This window comes from Niabella aurantiaca DSM 17617 (genome assembly GCF_000374125.1).
GTDB classification, from domain to species: Bacteria; Bacteroidota; Bacteroidia; order Chitinophagales; family Chitinophagaceae; genus Niabella; species Niabella aurantiaca.
In genome coordinates this window covers 1-16,522 of record NZ_KB893639.1, presented here as the reverse complement: position 1 = coordinate 16,522, position 16,522 = coordinate 1, and the positions used below count along the sequence as shown (strand labels likewise).

The window sequence follows — 16,522 nt, the reverse complement described above, 5'->3', positions numbered from 1 at the left end:
ATTTTTTCCAATTGTACGGCTAAAATAATCGCATTCAAAAAACTGGCCCTCTGGTATAATGAAGTGGAAGATTCCGGATTAAAAGTATTTCGAACGGTGGCCAGATCCATTGAAACCCATCATCAAAGTATCCTTAATTATTTTAATAATCGAAGCACCAATGCAGCGGCAGAATCTTTTAACGCTAAAATTAAGGCCTTCAGAGCCGCTGCAAGAGGGGTAAGAGATATTAACTTTTTCCTATTCAGACTCGCTAATATTTATGCCTGATCCCCCAATTTTTCAACCTGATCCCCATTTTCTCCTTTTTATATATCACATTATGGATCACATAAGGGGGAAAGCGGTGCGCCGGCAACAAAAAACCCCCTTGTAAATCAAAATTTACAAAGGGGTTTGATGTGCCCGGGACTGGATTCGAACCAGCACATCCTTGCGAACGCTGCCACCTGAAGACAGTGCGTCTACCAATTTCGCCACCCGGGCATTGATCCGATTGTTCTTCGATTGCAGATCAAATGATCATTGCGATCCCTGCCTGTATTACCAAAGGCCAACCATCCAAATAAAAGAGCTGAATCTTTCAAATCCTGCAGGCAACTGCCCAACAGGGGTGCAAATATAGGCTAAAAATTGAAATGCGAAGAAATAAATGCAGCATTTTTTTAAAAAATATCGCCTTTTTTAACAGCGAACGGCACAACATACAGCCGCCTGTAACAGGGATCATCCGGGGGCATTGACCACTTTCATTGCAGCGTCTCATTCTAAGGATACCCTGCAAGGGAACCGCCGTTCTGTTTTAAATGGCAAGATCCTGAACGGTAATTTTTTTATACGCAGACATTCCTGATTCTGCTGCCGGATAACAGCAACCGGTCACGACGTAAATCAGCCCTATTCCTAACCCTGCTCCTTCCACCGGAGATCCGGACTTGCTACTTTAGGAGCTTATGTATAATAAACAGCAGCGGCCACCATTGCCGCGTTTTCAGAACAAACAATAAAACAACTCTTTTATGAAACGATACAGCATATATTCCCGCTTCCGGAAGGGATACCAGATGTTGCAGCCAGACCAGTTGCCGTTATGGAAGCGGGCCTTCCTCACTTCACCGACCATGTTCAACAGAACAGGGTCTTTACTACGCACAACACAGGTATAAGAATATGGATGGCCCTAAATTTCAACAGACCCGGTATGAATGCGAAACCCGGAAGAGAGCGGTCATATTCATGATGGAAGAATCCGTCATTATGAAAACAGGTTACCCGAAGTGTTAAGGTCCAACTTTGACGACAACCTTCTGGAAGGTATCGAGATCCCCAGAACAAGCTGATCCGGAACGACGAACGGACCGGCATTTTCCGCGATGATCTGACCCGGTTGAACCGTTCCGGTTCCGGAAAGCTACCGGCCGGAGAGTAAACTGATTGAAGCGCGGTACTCCTTTTACACAATGAGCTCCTTTTAATGGAGAAACAGTTCGCCAGGCTGAAATCAGAATTCAATCACTACCTGCTCGACAATATGAATGGTTCAAAAACCCGGGAAAAGAATCATAAAGAAAACATATCTGTTCATCCGGTATTACCAGCCCGGTACCATCGCCTGCCCGGCATATCACTTCCGTACAATACATGACCCTTCAGCAGGCCTGCGGCGGGTAACTGAAACAGAAGGCGGCCATGCATTCCTCCGGTTCCGAAATGACGCCGGCAAACAATCGCAGGTCCAAAATCATCCGTATGTTTATACATCATGTATGTAATGCGATGTTTTTTTATACTCTAATGAACCAAAAGCTGCTACAAACGATACTTTATACTTAAATTTACCTTGCTGAAAATCCTTTTCGGAAACATTATTTTTATCTTTAGAAGGATGAAAGTTACGACAACGTTTGCCTGCTTCATTACAGTAGCGATCGTCATTGTTTGTTGGACTGCCGGTTGCAGGAACAAAAAAGGCAATACCAGGGACAAGATCAGTTACAATTATGATGTACGCCCTATTCTTTCCGACAAATGTTTTGCCTGTCATGGTCCTGACAGGAACAAACAGGAAGCAGGGCTACGGCTGGATATCGAGGCCAATGCAAAAGCCCCGCTGAGGGAAACTAAAGGCGCTTATGCCATCGTGCCCGGTAAACCGGACGCATCCGAATTGATCAAACGGATCACTTCCACGGATTCCTCCTACCAGATGCCCGTACCCGAATCGCACCTGGGCGCATTGAATGAAAAAGAAATAGATATTCTCACACGCTGGATCGAGCAGGGTGCTCATTATGAAAAACACTGGGCCTTTATTCCGCCTCAAAAAACATCCCTGCCGGAGATCGATCATAAAGAATGGGCGAAAAATGAGATCGACTATTTTACCGCTGAAAAAATGCAGGAGCACGGCCTTCAGCCCAATGAGGAAGCCGATAAAAGCACGCTTTTGAAACGGCTGTCGCTGGATCTTACCGGCTTGCTCCCCACCCTGGAAATGCAGCAGGTATTTGAAGCGGATCAAGCTCCGGCAGCCTATGAAAAAGCGGTGGACCGCCTGCTGGCCAGTCCGCAGTTCGGAGAAAAGATGGCCATTCACTGGCTGGATATTTCCCGCTACGCCGATAGTTATGGTTACCAGGACGATGATATCCGGACCCAATGGCCTTACCGCGACTGGGTGATCCATGCTTTCAATACCAATATGCCCTATGACCAGTTCATCACCTGGCAGCTTGCGGGCGATCTGCTGCCCGATGCGGGTAAGGAACAGCTACTGGCCACTGCATTCTTGCGCAACCATAAAATAACCGAAGAAGGCGGCGTGATACCGGAAGAGTACCGCGTGGAATATGCCATCGACAAGGTAAAGACCTATTCAAAAGGTATATTGGCGATGACGGCCGAATGCGCCCAGTGCCATGATCATAAATACGATCCCATTTCCCAAAAGGACTATTACCAGCTGTTTGCCTTTTTTAACACCAGCAAAGAAAAAGGACTGGAAGGCCTGGTAAACTCCGGACCTGCAAAAACCCCGGTACTGACCTTAACGGCAGACGACACCAGGGGCCTGCTCTCTTTCATCAACCGAAAAGACACCGCCAGCATCCGGGTGTCGGTAATGGGTGAGCTGGATACGGTGCGTACCACCTATGTGCTCAACCGTGGTGTCTATGACCAGCATGGCGAAGTGGTAACCGCAGGCGCCCTGCGGTCTGTAATGCGTTTTGACACGACCCGGTACCCGCCGAACCGGCTGGGACTGGCCAAATGGACTGTCAGCAAACAAAACCCGCTTACCGCACGTGTGTTCGTGAACCAGGTATGGGAACAGTTGTTTGGCAGAGGCATTGTAAAAACAATAGGCGATTTTGGTATGCAGGGTAACCTGCCCACACATCCGGAGTTGCTCGACTGGCTGGCGGCAGATTTTATGGAACATGAGTGGAATATTAAGGGACTGATTAAGAAAATACTCCTCTCCGCTACATACCGGCTATCATCAAAGAGCAGCCCGGAAGATCTTGAAAAAGACCCGGACAACGCCTTCTATGCGCGGGCCTCCCGCATCCGGCTGCCGGCAGAAAGCATCCGCGATATGGTATTGGGCAGCAGTGGCCTGCTGAATAAGACCATTGGCGGACCCAGCGTAAAACCGTATCAGCCCAAAGGACTCTGGGAAGCCGCCACCTCCGGACGGGGTGCGCTTACAAGCTATAACCAGGACATCGGCCTGGATCTTTACCGCAGGGGGATCTACACGTTTATAAAACTCACCGTTCCCCCACCCTCCATGATCATCTTTGATGCCAGCAACCGGGATCAGTGCGAGGTAAACCGGCTGACCACCAATACGCCCCTGCAGGCACTGATCATGATGAATGACCCAACGGTGCTCGAAGCATCAAGGGTCTTTGCAGAAAAGCTGTCGGAAAAAGAAAACGATGCCGGCCGCGCCATTAACATCGCATTTGAAAGCATCCTGTGCCGCAAGCCAGCTGCCCGGGAAATGGAAATCCTCAAAAAATACTATACAGACCAGCTTACGGTATTTAAAACCAAAAAAGCAGCAGCCGAAAAAACAATAGCTGCGGGGGAATACCCACACAGCGGAAGTCCCGCCAATATTACAAAAGCCGCGGCGCTGATGCGGGTCATCAATATGATCTATAATATGGAAGAAGCCATTGTGAAAACATAGGCACCGCGCTGAATATTTTAAACATTATAACATGGAAAAAGAAGTACTGGAACATGGACTCAACCACAACCGCCGCCGCTTTCTCACAAAGCTGGGCATGGGCATTGGCGGCGCAGCGTTGGGCACACTGCTCATCCCGGATCTTTTCAGCAGTAAGGATGTAGAGGAAGCCATTGTTTCCGGGCTGCCCCATTTTGCCCCCAAAGCCCGGCGCATCATCTATCTTTTTCAAAATGGTGCTCCTTCCCAGTTAGACCTGTTTGATTATAAGCCCAAATTAAACGAGATGCAGGGGCAGGATCTGCCCGAATCCATACGCCAGGGGCAGCGTCTTACCGGCATGACGGCCAATCAGTCAAAATTTCCACTGGCTGGCACTATTTTCAAATTCGATCAATACGGAGCGCACCGGGCATGGATCAGCGAGTTGCTGCCTTATACCGCGCGCATCGTTGATGATCTGTGCATTGTCAAAAGCCTGTATACAGAAGCCATCAATCACGATCCGGCGCTGACCTTTTTCCAGACCGGCGCCCAGGTAGGCAACCGCCCCAGCATGGGCGCCTGGCTCAGCTACGGGCTCGGCAGTGAAAACAAGAACCTGCCGGCTTTTTGTGTGCTGCTCTCCAAAGGAAAGGGCAATGGACAGGGCGTATATTCAAAACTCTGGACCAACGGGTTTTTAGACTCTATCCACCAGGGGGTTCAGTTCAGCAATGGGGAAAATCCTGTACTCTATCTGAACGATCCGGACGGCATGGACAAGACGGAGCGGCGAAAAATGCTGGATCATCTTTCGGAGCTCAATAACGAGAGCTATGGTGTTGTGGGCGACCCGGAAATAAAAGCCAAAGTACAGCAATATGAGATGGCGTACCGGATGCAGACCGCCGTACCCGAGGTGACCGATCTCAGCAAAGAACCGGAGTCGATCATTAAATTATATGGTCCTGATTGCCTGGTACCGGGTACTTATGCCGCCAACTGCCTGCTGGCCCGCAAACTATCGGAAAGTGGTGTGCGCTTTGTACAGCTGTACCACCAGGGATGGGACAGTCACGGCAACCTTCCCAACGAGCTGGCGGGTCAGTGCAGGGATACAGACCAGGCATCCGCAGCACTGGTCACCGACCTGAAGCAGCGGGGCATGCTGGACGAAACCCTTGTGATATGGGGCGGGGAATTTGGGCGGACCAATTACTGCCAGGGGGCGCTTTCAAAAGACAATTACGGCCGCGATCATCATCCCCGCTGTTTTACCATGTGGATGGCCGGTGGCGGTGTTAAGCCCGGCGTTTATGGAGAAACCGATGAATTTGGCTACAACATCGTTTCTAACCCGGTGCACGTGCACGACTTCCATGCCACGGCATTGCACCTGATGGGACTTGATCATGAGCGCCTGGTGTACAAGCACCTGGGACGCCGTTACCGGCTTACCGATGTGGCCGGCAAAATTGTGACGGGCCTGATGGCGTAAACGAATTTGAAAAATGAGAGAATGTAGAAATGTGAAAGTATGAAAATGAAGATCCCGTTACAACTGAATATGCCTCGCTCCGGCCGGAATGCTTTTCTATTTCGTGGAAAGACATGTCAGTGGCAATCGTTCCCATCGGGTGTTCCGCATCAAAGATCTGACCTTCAATATCTCAATTTCAACATTTCATTTCTTACACCCCAATAAAAAAATATGAACAGAAAGAATTTCATCCGGAATACTGCATTGGGTGTTACCGGCATCCTTTACAGCCCGGAGTGGATGATAAAAAACAATGTCATCTTAGGACAGGGTAATAAAAAATTCCGGTTAAACACGAACTGGAGCCGCGCCGATGTGGCCCGGTACCCGGTAAAGGATTGCCATGAAATGATACAGGACCGTAAAGGCCGCATCCTGCTGCTGACCAATGAAACAAAGAACAATGTGATCATCTACGATAAAAGCGGAAAATTCTTAAGCGCCTGGGGTACCGAATATCCCGGTGCCCACGGGTTGACGCTCTTTGACGAAAACGGAACAGACGTGCTGTTCATTTGCGATAATGCCCGGCACCAGGTCATTAAAACAACCATCGACGGAAAGGTATTGCTGGTGCTGGATTACCCCAGGGAAACCGGCGCCTACACCAAACCTGAAGAATACATCCCCACAGAAACCACAATAGCGCCGAACGGGGATATTTATGTGGTAGACGGATATGGCAGGGATTATGTGATCCAGTACGACCAGAAGGGCCGCTATATCCGGCATTTCGGCGGCCGTGGCAATGGACCGCAACACCTGCTCAATGCGCACGGCATCTGCATCGACCACCGCCATAAAAAGCCGGTGCTCATCGTAACCTCCAGAAAGCAAAACGCATTTAAAAGATATACGATGGACGGAGTATATATGGATACCGTTGCGATGCCCGGCGCCTGGGTATGCCGCCCCGTTATAAAGGGGGAGCATCTGTACGCCGCAGTGCTGCAAAGCAATCGCAAACAGGATCAGCAATCCGGTTTTGTAACCATTCTCGACAAGAACAACCGGGTCATTTCCAATCTCGCGGGTTGCGCGCCTCAATATGCGGACGGGAAACTACAGGAGCTCTACCAGACCGATCCTGTTTTCCGGTATCCGCATGATGTATGCGTAGACGATGAGGAAAACCTGTATGTGGCCCAGTGGAATTCCGGAAAAGTATATCCGTATAAATTAGAACCCGTCGTTTAACAGGTGACCCTGCAATTGTTGAAGCGCGCAAACCATATCTGATTATGAAGCAAATGAAATGGCAGGAGATCCTCTTTAACGGGTGCATTGCCCTGAATGGCCTGCTGTTATTCCTGTTATTTTCCGACCACTACCTCCGGGTACCTTCCTTTATGCAGGTATTGGGCAGGGCCCACCCGTTGGTGCTGCATTTTCCCATTGTGCTGTTGCTGGTGGCTTTTTTATTCGAGCTGCAGCTCCTTTCCGCGAAACAGCAATCGCTCAGAGGTTTTGCCAATACGCTGTTGCTGGCGGCCGCACTCACTACGGTCATCGCCGCCCTGATGGGGCTGCTTTTGTCAAAGGAAGACGGATACGACAGCGATGCCATCCAACTGCATAAATGGCTGGGGGCAGCCTGCTCCTTCTTAAGCCTTGGCTGGTACGCCTTCCGGAACCGGATCCGGAAACAAAGGGGCATTACCATTGCTGCCGGCCTTTCATGCAGCTTTGTATTGCTGATCGCCGGTCATAAAGGCGCAACGATTACGCATGGAGATGATTTCCTTCTTTCACCGGTAATGGGTCAGGATGCAAGGCCTGCGGTACCCCTCGAAGATGCGGTGATCTATGCGCACCTGATACAACCCATCCTCGAAAACAAATGCATGGGTTGCCATAACCTCAATAAAGCAAAAGGCGAATTGGTTATGGAAACGACCCAGCTCCTGCTTAAAGGCGGAAAAAACGGGAAATTATGGGATACCACCGCTGCCGACCTGGGGCTCCTGATGCAGCGTATTCATCTGCCGCCCGACAGCAAAGAACATATGCCCCCGAAAAACAAACCTCAACTTACCGGAGAAGAAGCCAGGGTCCTTTACTTATGGATAAAAGGCGGCGCCAGCTTCACAAAGAAGGTCACCGACCTGCCCGGCAGCGATTCGCTGCGGGTGCTTGCCGCTACTTTCTTTAAAAGCGGAGATACCGACACCTACGATTTTGCCGCTGCGGACGAAAATGTTATCGCGGGACTGAATACAGAATACCGGGTCATAGCTCCTCTTGCACAGGGCTCGCCTGCCCTTGCGGTAAACTTTTACGGGATCGCCCGGTTCCGGCCGGAACAGTTAAAAGAACTCGAAAAGATCAGGAACAATATTGTGTCCCTCCAGCTCAGCAAGATGCCGGTAACAGATGAAGACCTTAAAACGGTGGGTACCTTTAGTAATCTGCGATCGCTCAATATATCTTTTACATCCGTTAAGGGAGACGGGCTCCGGTATCTTACAGGGCTGCAGCATCTGAAACAATTGTCGCTTTCCGGAACCGGCATCCGGCCGGGGCAGCTCAATGTTCTTGCCCCGTTGAAAAGCCTGCAATCGGTGCAGATCTGGAACACGGCATTTACCGATAAGGACCTGGCGGCGCTGAAGAACCGTTTCCGGAGAACTGTTTTTGATATCGGGTACAAAGGCGATACCGTAGTTGCCAAGCTGAGCACCCCGGTTATCAAAACCGAGCAACGGATCTTCAAAACCACGCTGTCCCTTGAAATAAAAAATCCTGTAAAAGGCGCCGTGACCCGCTATACGCTGGATGGCAGCGAGCCCGATAGCCTTACCTCCCCCGTATATCAACAACCCGTTCCCATCGATAAAGCTACGACCATCAAAGCAAGGTCTTACCTGCCCGGATGGATCACCAGCGATGTTTCAAAAGAAAGTTTTTACAAAAGCCGTCTTAAACCCGACAGCATCCAACTGATCACCCTGCCGGAGAAAGAATACCAGGCAAGGGCGCGGGAAGGAAAAACACTGATCGATGAGCAGCTGGGAAAAGAAAACTTTGGTACAAAAGAATGGGTGGGATACAAGGAAGCTCCGTTTGAAGCCTATTTGTTTTTTAAACAGCCGGCAAGGATCGGCTCCGTTACCTTTAGTTCCCTCATCTCGGTGAACAGCTATATTATGCCCGCCCATGAGTTCCAGGTTTGGGGAGGCGCCAACGCTCAGTCGCTGAAACTACTGGCCCGATCCCGTCCTCCGCAGCCGGATTCAGCGGCATCCACTTATACCACGGGTTATGAATGCCGTTTTCCGGAACAGGCGGTCCAGGTCATCAAATTAATTGCAAAACCAATAAGCCGTCTTCCCTCCTGGCATAAAGGCAAGGGCCAGAAGGGCTGGGTATTCTTTGATGAGATCCTGCTAAATTAGGATGTTATACGAAGCTGAATTATAATTCAGGCCGATACTTTCCCGTATAATGCGATGTGAAGGCCCTTTAGGCCAATGGAAGCAGATGCCTTTGCCTGCTTCATTGAGATCTATATCCGCAACACGATCGATATCGCCATTCGTTTTGCTGCCCTGGCTATCACCGCCGGGTGTTACGCGTCTCTCAATTTTTTTACCTGCGAATGCGCAAACAGCAATTTATTGCTCTGCTCCCGGATCAATAAAAATGTTTCCGGCAATAATCCGGGTTCGCTCAGAGCACTTTCATATGCCTTTTTTACGGCATCTTCGATCGCCTCACAGCTGTTCAGGATCGTCTGCCGGTCATTGCCGGTAAAGTAGGCTTTGATGTCCATCCACACGGTATAGATCTTGCCCATGGCGGTGCTGTTTGTAGCCACCGGCTGGTCCATTTTTTCCAACCTTGCAGTCAGCTCTTCAATAAAGTTGCTGCTGCCTTCTGTAAGCTTCTGAAACAGGGCTGCCAGGTCGGCGTCCTCTGCGTCCTTTAATTCTGCGATGGCCCGCTCGTAGCCGTTTATGCGGTCCTTATGGATCCGGAGCAGATCATTGAGTACGGTTCCATCAATAAGCATATTCATAAAATTAATTTAAGGGTCATTTAAATTCTCAGGCGCGGTTACAGGCTCGGTTTGAGGAATATGGTCCCTGCCATCCTTGCTATAGTCGTACGGCCAGCGGTATACCTCCGGTATCTCGTCCTCCCAGTTGCCATGTCCCGGCCGGATCGCCGTTGTCCATTCGAGGGTATTGGCCCGCCAGGGATTTACTGTTCTTACCCGGCGGCCTTTATATATGGAATAAAAATAATTGAATAGAAATAACAGCTGAACAGAAAAAACAATGATCGTTACCACGGTGATCATCGCATCCAGGCGATGGAATTGTCCAAAGCTCACCCAGCTGCTTTTATCCAGGTAGCGGCGGGGCATACCGGCAAATCCCTCGTAGTGCATCGGCCAGAAGATAAGATAGGCGCCCGTAAGGGTTATCCAGAAATGGATAAATCCTAAAGTATTATTCATAAACCGCCCATACATCTTGGGAAACCAATGATAGATACCGGAAAACATTCCGAAAAATGCAGACACGCCCATTACGATATGAAAATGGGCAATTACAAACATCGTGTCATGCAAATGGATATCTATGGTAGCATTACCCAAAAAAATACCGGTCAATCCCCCGGAAATAAATAAGCTTACAAAACCGATAGAAAATAACATGGCGGGCGTAAACCGGATGCTTCCGCGCCATAGAGTGGTAAGCCAGTTAAACACTTTAATAGCGGAAGGCACCGCAATGAGTAATGTGAACAGCACAAAGACCGACCCGACAAACGGATTTAATCCTGTTGTGAACATATGATGCGCCCATACTAAAAATGACAGTACGCAAATCGCCATCAATGAAGCGATCATTGCCGTATAGCCAAAAATGGGCTTCCGCGCATTTACGGATATCACCTCCGATACAATGCCCATGCTGGGCAGAATAATGATGTACACCTCCGGATGCCCCAGGAACCAGAATAAATGCTGGAACAGCAACGCGCTCCCACCTTCGCTGGAAAGGGCCTCGCCGCCTATATAAATATCACTGAGGTAAAAACTGGTGCCCAGGTGCCGGTCAAATAACAATAGTACAAGTGCCGACAGTAATACCGGAAACGACAGTACGCCCAGCACAGCCGTAAACAACAAGCCCCAGATGGTCAGTGGCAGCCTTGCCATATGCATGCCCCTGGTACGCATATTCAAAATGGTGCTGATATAATTCAGCCCACCCAGCAGCGAAGAAATAACGAATAAGATCATTGCGGCGATCCAGTAGTCCATCCCCGCTTTGGACCCAATGGATGCGCTGCCCAGGGCGCTTAAAGGCGGATAAACGGTCCAGCCGCCTGCCGCAGGGCCCGTCTGAATAAATAAGGAACACAACATTACCACACTCGCTGCAAAAAAGAACCAGTAGGATAGCATATTCATAAAAGGAGAAGCCATGTCGCGCGCGCCAACCTGTAAAGGTATCAGCAAGTTGGCAAATGTGCCGCTCAACCCCGCTGTTAAAACAAAAAAAATAAGCACGGTACCATGCATTGTGGTCAGGGCATAGTAAAATTCCGGCTTTATCATTCCTCCTGCGGCCCAATGACCAAACAATATTTCAAGAACCGGAAAGCGCTCATCCGGAAAGCCCAGCTGTAAACGGAACAATACGGAAAATAATCCGCCGATCATTGCCCATATCATGCCCGTAACAAGGAACTGTTTGGAGATCATTTTATGATCCTGGCTGAATATGTATCTTGTTATAAAATGCTCTTTAGCGTGTGCAGGTATGTTGCCGGGATGCGTATAAGAACCGCCTTCCGCTGCTTCCGGCTGCGTGTGTGCTATTGGGCTCATGGTAATACTATTGTGTGGATAAACTTCTACAAAATGTGCACGATTTGACACAGTTTGCGGTTGCTTATTCATGAGACTGCAACGTACAGGAAGAGGAGGACAAGAAACAGGTTAAGAAAACCAAACAGATCCGGTTCAGCCCTGTCAGCTTCCGGAATCTTCTTTTTTCTTTTTCGACGGGCTTTATGGTTCAGCGGTATCAAATACTTTCTCTAATTCATGCATGGGCGTTGACACAGGGCCCTGCATCTTATCCGGCGGATCTGTCGTGTGCAGGGTCTCAGCATCGGGTTTCAACGCGGCCGGCTTTTTCTTATTCTTTCTTTGTTTCATAGAATTGCTGTTTCTTCTGTCTTCTGCCATTTGCAATTATAAAACAAAATGTTTGCCAGCATTTACTTGCAGGCAGCAGCAACAAGGCTTCTTTTATTTTTAGATCGAATGGCTGTATCAAAAGCCCCTGCCTGTCGTTTCCGAAATTGTTCAGAACCATCATGCGCCATCAGGGACCTTTAACACCGCCATCGGATTCATTGCTGGTTATCAACCGGATCTTTCGGAAGGTATCACCCTGCTAATCATCCACTCTTAAAAAATTTCCCTTCGCATTAAAATCCAGGTCCATACCGTTGGAAAGCTCTACTTCATATTTTGCCTTTGTCTTCTCCACTTTTATAATTTTCTGAGCCGGAAAATTTGCTGAGATATGCCGGGTTATATTCGAAGGAATAAAAGTTACAGGCAATGGCTGCTGCTTGCTCTCTACCTCTTTCCAGGCACCATTTCCATCAAACTCCGCTTTTACTGAATTCGCCAGGTACACTTCATATTCGGTCCTCATCAGCTCCTTGTCCCGGATGATGCGGCTGATCTCCTGGCCGGGAAAATACTTTGTCAAAAACGCCTGCGCTGCTTTTGGAAGCTGCGATCTGGTGATCGGGGTTTCCTGTGCTGCTGATTTCGATCCAAAAAACGCTGCAACCGCAATGAGGGCAGCTCCCACACTTAACTTTAATTTTGCTTTCATAAATTTGATTTTATACTGCAAAGCTCCGCATCAAACCTGGAAACAATTGGGAATTAAACCGGCTTATGCATTATGATTTCAAAACAATGACCGTTCCTGAAATCGTATTTGAGCAATATATTGTCGTACAGATTGCAAATCGATTGCACAATCGATAACCCAAGACCGGTAGAATGCTCGTTCTGTCCGCCTTTGTGAAACCGTTCAAAAATAAGTGCCGTGTTCAACGGACTGTCCCCTTCATTCTTAATCAGGAATGATCCGGGTGCAATGGATATCTCAACAAGCCGGCCCTTCCCGCTGTGCACGATCGCATTCTTCAGCAGGTTGCTGACCAGTACAGTGGCAAGATCGCGGTTCATATTCACTTCAAATGTTCCCCGGTCCTCAAGCGTTATCCGGATCTCTTTAAACTGAACCAGGCTGGCATACTCTTCCAGCAGTTGGGTCAAAAGTACATTGAAGCAGATCGTTTCCGTTGTCTGAAATTGCTTGTTCTCGATCTTGGAAATGGTCAGTAGCGATTTATTGATCCTCTTCAGGCGATGAAGCGTATTGTTCACTTCCTCAATCTTGTGCAGCTGATCTTCTGTAAGCTGTTCGTTTTCCATCAGCAGCTCAAGTTTATTGGCAGCGATCGCCAGGGGCGTTTGTAATTCATGGGAAGCATTTTCAATAAACTGCTTTTGGCGCGAATAAATCGTTTCATTTCTTTCCATCATTGCCTCAAGCGCTTCTTCCAGGTTATTGAATTCTATGATCCGCGGATCAGACCGGTCAAACTTCCGGGAAGATCCCAGCCGATACCCTCCCAGCTTATCAAGGATCTTATAAAAGGGTTTCCACGCTTTACGCAAAATAAAATGATTCAGCATAACGATGCTCACGACCAAAGCAACGTACAGGGCCGCCAGGGCTATGAGCAGGTCTTCCAGCAGGTCGTCTTCTTCAACGGTGGACGTATAGATCTCTAACCGGTAGTATTGTCGTCCGTTTTTAAAAATAGTTTCCAGGATGCGCACGGATGTTTTGTCGTCCTGCTGTGGAAGGTATAGTTCGGAGTTGTAGATCTGGGTTTTGGTATCATGATGAGCGCCGGGTAATCCGGTAATTTTGAACTGTGTGATGCCGAACTCCCCCGTATTGAGTATTTCCGGATCCGATCCGGCCTCGCTGATGATCCGGTGCCGGCTGTCTTTTAAACCGTCATCGATGTTATCGTACACTTCTTCAATAACTACCAGATAAAAAGCTGCGGCCCAAACACCGATGATCGCCAAAATGGCCACTACCAGGTAGCGCAGCGTATAATTTTTCAGGGATCGTCTTTGCATATTCAGGAGATCTTATATCCGACGCCATATACCGACTGTATGTCTCCGTCTGCACCTGCAGCCGTGAGCTTCTTTCGTAAATTCTTTATTTGCGAATACACGAAATCAAGGCTGGACGCCTGTTCCATATAGTCGCCCCACACATATTCAGCTATGGACGTTTTATTAATGAGCCGTTCGGGATTGGTGATGAAATAATACAACAGGTCAAATTCCTTTCTGTTCAGGCTTATTTCTTCCTGATTGATGAAAACGGTCCGGTTGTCCGGATCCAGGATTATGTTCCGCCAATGCAATTTATGATCCCCATGCTGATTTTGCCGGCGAATGGCAGATTTTACCCGGGCATTCAATTCGGCAAGATGGAAGGGTTTTGTCAGGTAGTCGTCGGCGCCCATGTCCAGCCCGCTGACCTTATCTTCTACGGAGTCCTTTGCTGAAATGATGATGACCGCCTGCTTTTTATTACTCTTTTTTATTTCCGAAAGCAATTCCAGACCGCTGCCTCCCGGCAACATAATGTCCAGCAGGATGCAATCATATTCATACGAAATGATCTTATCGAGCGCCTGGTCAAAATTGCCGGCTGTTTCTGTCAGATATCCCTCTTTAGACAGGGCATCCCGGATCACTCCTTGCAGCTCTGATTCATCTTCAATAACCAAGACTTTCATACCCCGAATTTAAAATAAGTAGGTAAAAGTCCTGCTCAATTCTGGAAAGAATTGGGATTTTAGGGCATTTTCCGAAAAACAACAAGCTGTAGCAAAGAGGCCGCAGCGCATATCCTTACGCGCCGTCTGGTCAATACCCTGCTTGCTCCACTTCAAAGATGGGTTTGGGTGAGTCCTGCCTGTTTAAATAATACTGGATGGCGCTGTCATTCATCCGGGGGTGAAACTTTTTCAGAAGACGGATCATTTCCGCCCCGGCCAGCAGCACAGGCCCATAACCATGAGCCGCAAATACATTTACCGGACGATGGTAATAGTATGCCGGATCAAAAGCCATGCCCGTGCCGACACAGGTGCCCTCAACCTGCCCCTTATCGTTGATCTTTGTAGCAACAGCGCTCCAGCCCAACTGGGCTACAGGCCCAAAGGATATGGCATCCAGCCAGCCATTGTTAATACCGCGCGCGATGCAATAAACAAAGATGGCGGTGGCCGAAGTTTCGAGATAGGAATCGTTCCGGTCCAGCAGCTGGTGCCAGAATCCCGTTCCTGACTGACAGGCAGCGATCCCTTTCACCTGGGCTTTATAAAGGGCCAGCATATCCGTTCTTTCCGGATGGTCTTTTGGCAAAACGTCCAGCAGCTCCGTCAGGGTAAGCAATGCCCATCCATTGGCACGCGCCCAGTGAAAAGCGGGGTGATCTGCCGCGCTTTCGACCCAACCATGCATGAACAATCCCTTTTCTTTTACAAACATGCGCCTGGCAAACAGGCCCACCTGCCGGGCGGCTTCATCAAAATAGCGTTTTTCCCCGGTATAAGCGCCCATTTGGGCAATGGCCGGGATCGCCATATACATGTCATCCAGCCACAGGGTATTGGCCTGGGGGCGCATCCGGGCAAAAGTGCCGTCCGTAAGCCGGTATTGTTTATTTTCAATAAAATCGATATAATGATCGATCATCTTCCTGCAATCCGGATCCCGCTGCAAACGGCTCATTTTGATCATGGCTGCACACATGGCACCCGCATCATCCAGCGCACCGGGACTGATCACCTGGCGCATTTGTCCGTCCGAAAGCGGAAACGCTTCAGCCAGCCGGGAGAAGCGGGGCGCCATCTCAGACAAAAAGCGGAAACGCATGGTAACGTATTCCAGATAGCCGGGATCACCGGTGGCATCCGCCGCCGCCATCATCCCTGAATAGGTAACGCCCCATTCATAGCTCGTTAACCGGAAGCTGCCCCGCTCCACCTGCGCATACCGGTCTATTTTTGCGTGATCGGTGATCTCCTTCCGCGATCTTCCATCCAGTACACGCGCAGGTGTGGTCTTGTTCAGATAAGCCAATATGCGGCCCAGGCGCTCCCGGATCTCCCCCGTGTTCCACTCTTTATAAGGTATCCGGTAGTCCGGTGCAAGCAGGTGCAGCGGGGTATTGGAATCATTGGCCAACGGGGCTGTCTGCGCGCCCAACGGCCTGTAAGATCCCAACACCAATCCCAATAATAAATAAACGCCTTTCATATACGATCTTCATTAAAAGATAAAAAAATAAAATCAAAAACAGAACGGACCCGCGACACAACAGGCCTTCACAAAGAATACGAATCTCTAGAAGCCATCTCAAAAGTATTTTTTCATAATGATCATAATGCAAGCTATTTGAACAAAGGCCAGGAAGTTGGTATCATGATATTCGTAACGCACATAACATCTTCGATAATTGTGAATCCAGGCAAACAATCTCTCCACTTTCCAGCGATTTCGATAGCGCCGCAAGGGTCGTCCGTCCTGGGTGGGTTTGGCCTTTCTGTTAGAACGATGTGGCGCGATCAGTTCCACCTGCTGTTTTCTAAGCTCTTTGTCAGCCTTATCACTATCATAGGCACGATCTGCTATGATCCGTTTAATCCTT

At 48.9% G+C, this 16,522-nt stretch carries 14 protein-coding genes and 1 tRNA gene; 6 read left to right on the top strand and 9 right to left on the bottom strand.

Features of this window, described 5'->3' with window-relative positions; all coding sequences use genetic code 11:
* On the top strand, window positions 1–270 hold a 270-nt coding region (locus B160_RS0116255; protein ID WP_018628988.1), incomplete at its 5' end, for a transposase.
* A gap of 132 nt (window positions 271–402) precedes the next feature.
* Here the strand turns inward: B160_RS0116255 and B160_RS0116245 are convergent.
* Window positions 403–486: transfer RNA gene (locus tag B160_RS0116245), tRNA-Leu, on the bottom strand.
* Window positions 487–1,019: 533 nt separating this feature from the next.
* Between B160_RS0116245 and B160_RS31725 the strand changes: the two genes are divergently transcribed.
* The 5 genes from B160_RS31725 (at window position 1,020) to B160_RS0116210 (ending at window position 9,118) form a co-directional block, all read left to right on the top strand.
* Window positions 1,020–1,166, top strand: a complete 147-nt coding sequence (locus B160_RS31725; protein ID WP_157558105.1) for a hypothetical protein — start codon at window positions 1,020–1,022, stop codon at window positions 1,164–1,166.
* 719 nt (window positions 1,167–1,885) lie between these two features.
* Window positions 1,886–4,201 carry a PSD1 and planctomycete cytochrome C domain-containing protein gene (locus B160_RS0116225; protein WP_040680008.1) on the top strand — a complete coding sequence of 772 codons (2,316 nt, stop codon included), beginning with the start codon at window positions 1,886–1,888 and terminating at the stop codon, window positions 4,199–4,201.
* 31 nt (window positions 4,202–4,232) lie between these two features.
* Entirely contained in the window at window positions 4,233–5,681 is a 1,449-nt protein-coding gene (locus B160_RS0116220; protein ID WP_018628983.1) for a DUF1501 domain-containing protein, read from the top strand.
* A gap of 213 nt (window positions 5,682–5,894) precedes the next feature.
* The gene (locus B160_RS0116215) at window positions 5,895–6,920 is read left to right on the top strand and encodes a 6-bladed beta-propeller (protein ID WP_018628982.1); all 1,026 of its coding nucleotides are present in this window, start codon (window positions 5,895–5,897) and stop codon (window positions 6,918–6,920) included.
* Between the two features lie 44 nt (window positions 6,921–6,964).
* Window positions 6,965–9,118 (top strand): DUF2231 domain-containing protein, encoded by a 2,154-nt coding sequence (locus B160_RS0116210; protein ID WP_018628981.1) that lies wholly within the window; start codon window positions 6,965–6,967, stop codon window positions 9,116–9,118.
* 173 nt (window positions 9,119–9,291) lie between these two features.
* Here the strand turns inward: B160_RS0116210 and B160_RS0116205 are convergent, their stop codons facing one another.
* The 8 genes from B160_RS0116205 to B160_RS0116165 form a co-directional block, all read right to left on the bottom strand.
* Entirely contained in the window at window positions 9,292–9,741 is a 450-nt protein-coding gene (locus tag B160_RS0116205) for a PA2169 family four-helix-bundle protein (RefSeq protein ID WP_018628980.1), read from the bottom strand.
* Between the two features lie 9 nt (window positions 9,742–9,750).
* Window positions 9,751–11,568, bottom strand: a complete 1,818-nt coding sequence (locus tag B160_RS0116200; protein WP_018628979.1) for a cytochrome c oxidase subunit I — start codon at window positions 11,566–11,568, stop codon at window positions 9,751–9,753.
* Between the two features lie 183 nt (window positions 11,569–11,751).
* Window positions 11,752–11,901, bottom strand: a complete 150-nt coding sequence (locus B160_RS31985; protein ID WP_018628978.1) for a hypothetical protein — start codon at window positions 11,899–11,901, stop codon at window positions 11,752–11,754.
* Window positions 11,902–12,142: 241 nt separating this feature from the next.
* On the bottom strand, window positions 12,143–12,595 hold the full coding sequence (locus B160_RS0116185) for a PepSY-like domain-containing protein (RefSeq protein WP_018628976.1): 453 nt from the start codon (window positions 12,593–12,595) through the stop codon (window positions 12,143–12,145).
* 53 nt (window positions 12,596–12,648) lie between these two features.
* Window positions 12,649–13,929 carry a sensor histidine kinase gene (locus B160_RS0116180; RefSeq protein ID WP_018628975.1) on the bottom strand — a complete coding sequence of 427 codons (1,281 nt, stop codon included), beginning with the start codon at window positions 13,927–13,929 and terminating at the stop codon, window positions 12,649–12,651.
* Window positions 13,930–13,931: 2 nt separating this feature from the next.
* Window positions 13,932–14,603 (bottom strand): response regulator transcription factor, encoded by a 672-nt coding sequence (locus B160_RS0116175; RefSeq protein WP_018628974.1) that lies wholly within the window; start codon window positions 14,601–14,603, stop codon window positions 13,932–13,934.
* A 130-nt stretch (window positions 14,604–14,733) separates the two neighbouring features.
* Complete coding sequence (locus B160_RS0116170) at window positions 14,734–16,131, bottom strand: glycoside hydrolase family 88/105 protein (RefSeq protein WP_018628973.1); 1,398 nt, start codon at window positions 16,129–16,131, stop codon at window positions 14,734–14,736.
* 99 nt (window positions 16,132–16,230) lie between these two features.
* Window positions 16,231–16,522 (bottom strand): transposase (locus B160_RS0116165; protein ID WP_018628248.1); only part of this gene is annotated, 292 nt, incomplete at its 5' end.

What these genes read in the sequence shown, in the direction of transcription:
- B160_RS31725 (WP_157558105.1), top strand. Translation starts at nt 1,020, where the DNA reads ATGAAACGATACAGCATATATTCCCGCTTCCGGAAGGGATACCAGATG.
- B160_RS0116225 (WP_040680008.1), top strand. Translation starts at nt 1,886, where the DNA reads ATGAAAGTTACGACAACGTTTGCCTGCTTCATTACAGTAGCGATCGTC.
- B160_RS0116220 (WP_018628983.1), top strand. Translation starts at nt 4,233, where the DNA reads ATGGAAAAAGAAGTACTGGAACATGGACTCAACCACAACCGCCGCCGC.
- B160_RS0116215 (WP_018628982.1), top strand. Translation starts at nt 5,895, where the DNA reads ATGAACAGAAAGAATTTCATCCGGAATACTGCATTGGGTGTTACCGGC.
- B160_RS0116210 (WP_018628981.1), top strand. Translation starts at nt 6,965, where the DNA reads ATGAAGCAAATGAAATGGCAGGAGATCCTCTTTAACGGGTGCATTGCC.
- B160_RS0116205 (WP_018628980.1), bottom strand. Translation starts at nt 9,741, where the DNA reads ATGAATATGCTTATTGATGGAACCGTACTCAATGATCTGCTCCGGATC.
- B160_RS0116200 (WP_018628979.1), bottom strand. Translation starts at nt 11,568, where the DNA reads ATGAGCCCAATAGCACACACGCAGCCGGAAGCAGCGGAAGGCGGTTCT.
- B160_RS31985 (WP_018628978.1), bottom strand. Translation starts at nt 11,901, where the DNA reads ATGAAACAAAGAAAGAATAAGAAAAAGCCGGCCGCGTTGAAACCCGAT.
- B160_RS0116185 (WP_018628976.1), bottom strand. Translation starts at nt 12,595, where the DNA reads ATGAAAGCAAAATTAAAGTTAAGTGTGGGAGCTGCCCTCATTGCGGTT.
- B160_RS0116180 (WP_018628975.1), bottom strand. Translation starts at nt 13,929, where the DNA reads ATGCAAAGACGATCCCTGAAAAATTATACGCTGCGCTACCTGGTAGTG.
- B160_RS0116175 (WP_018628974.1), bottom strand. Translation starts at nt 14,603, where the DNA reads ATGAAAGTCTTGGTTATTGAAGATGAATCAGAGCTGCAAGGAGTGATC.
- B160_RS0116170 (WP_018628973.1), bottom strand. Translation starts at nt 16,131, where the DNA reads ATGAAAGGCGTTTATTTATTATTGGGATTGGTGTTGGGATCTTACAGG.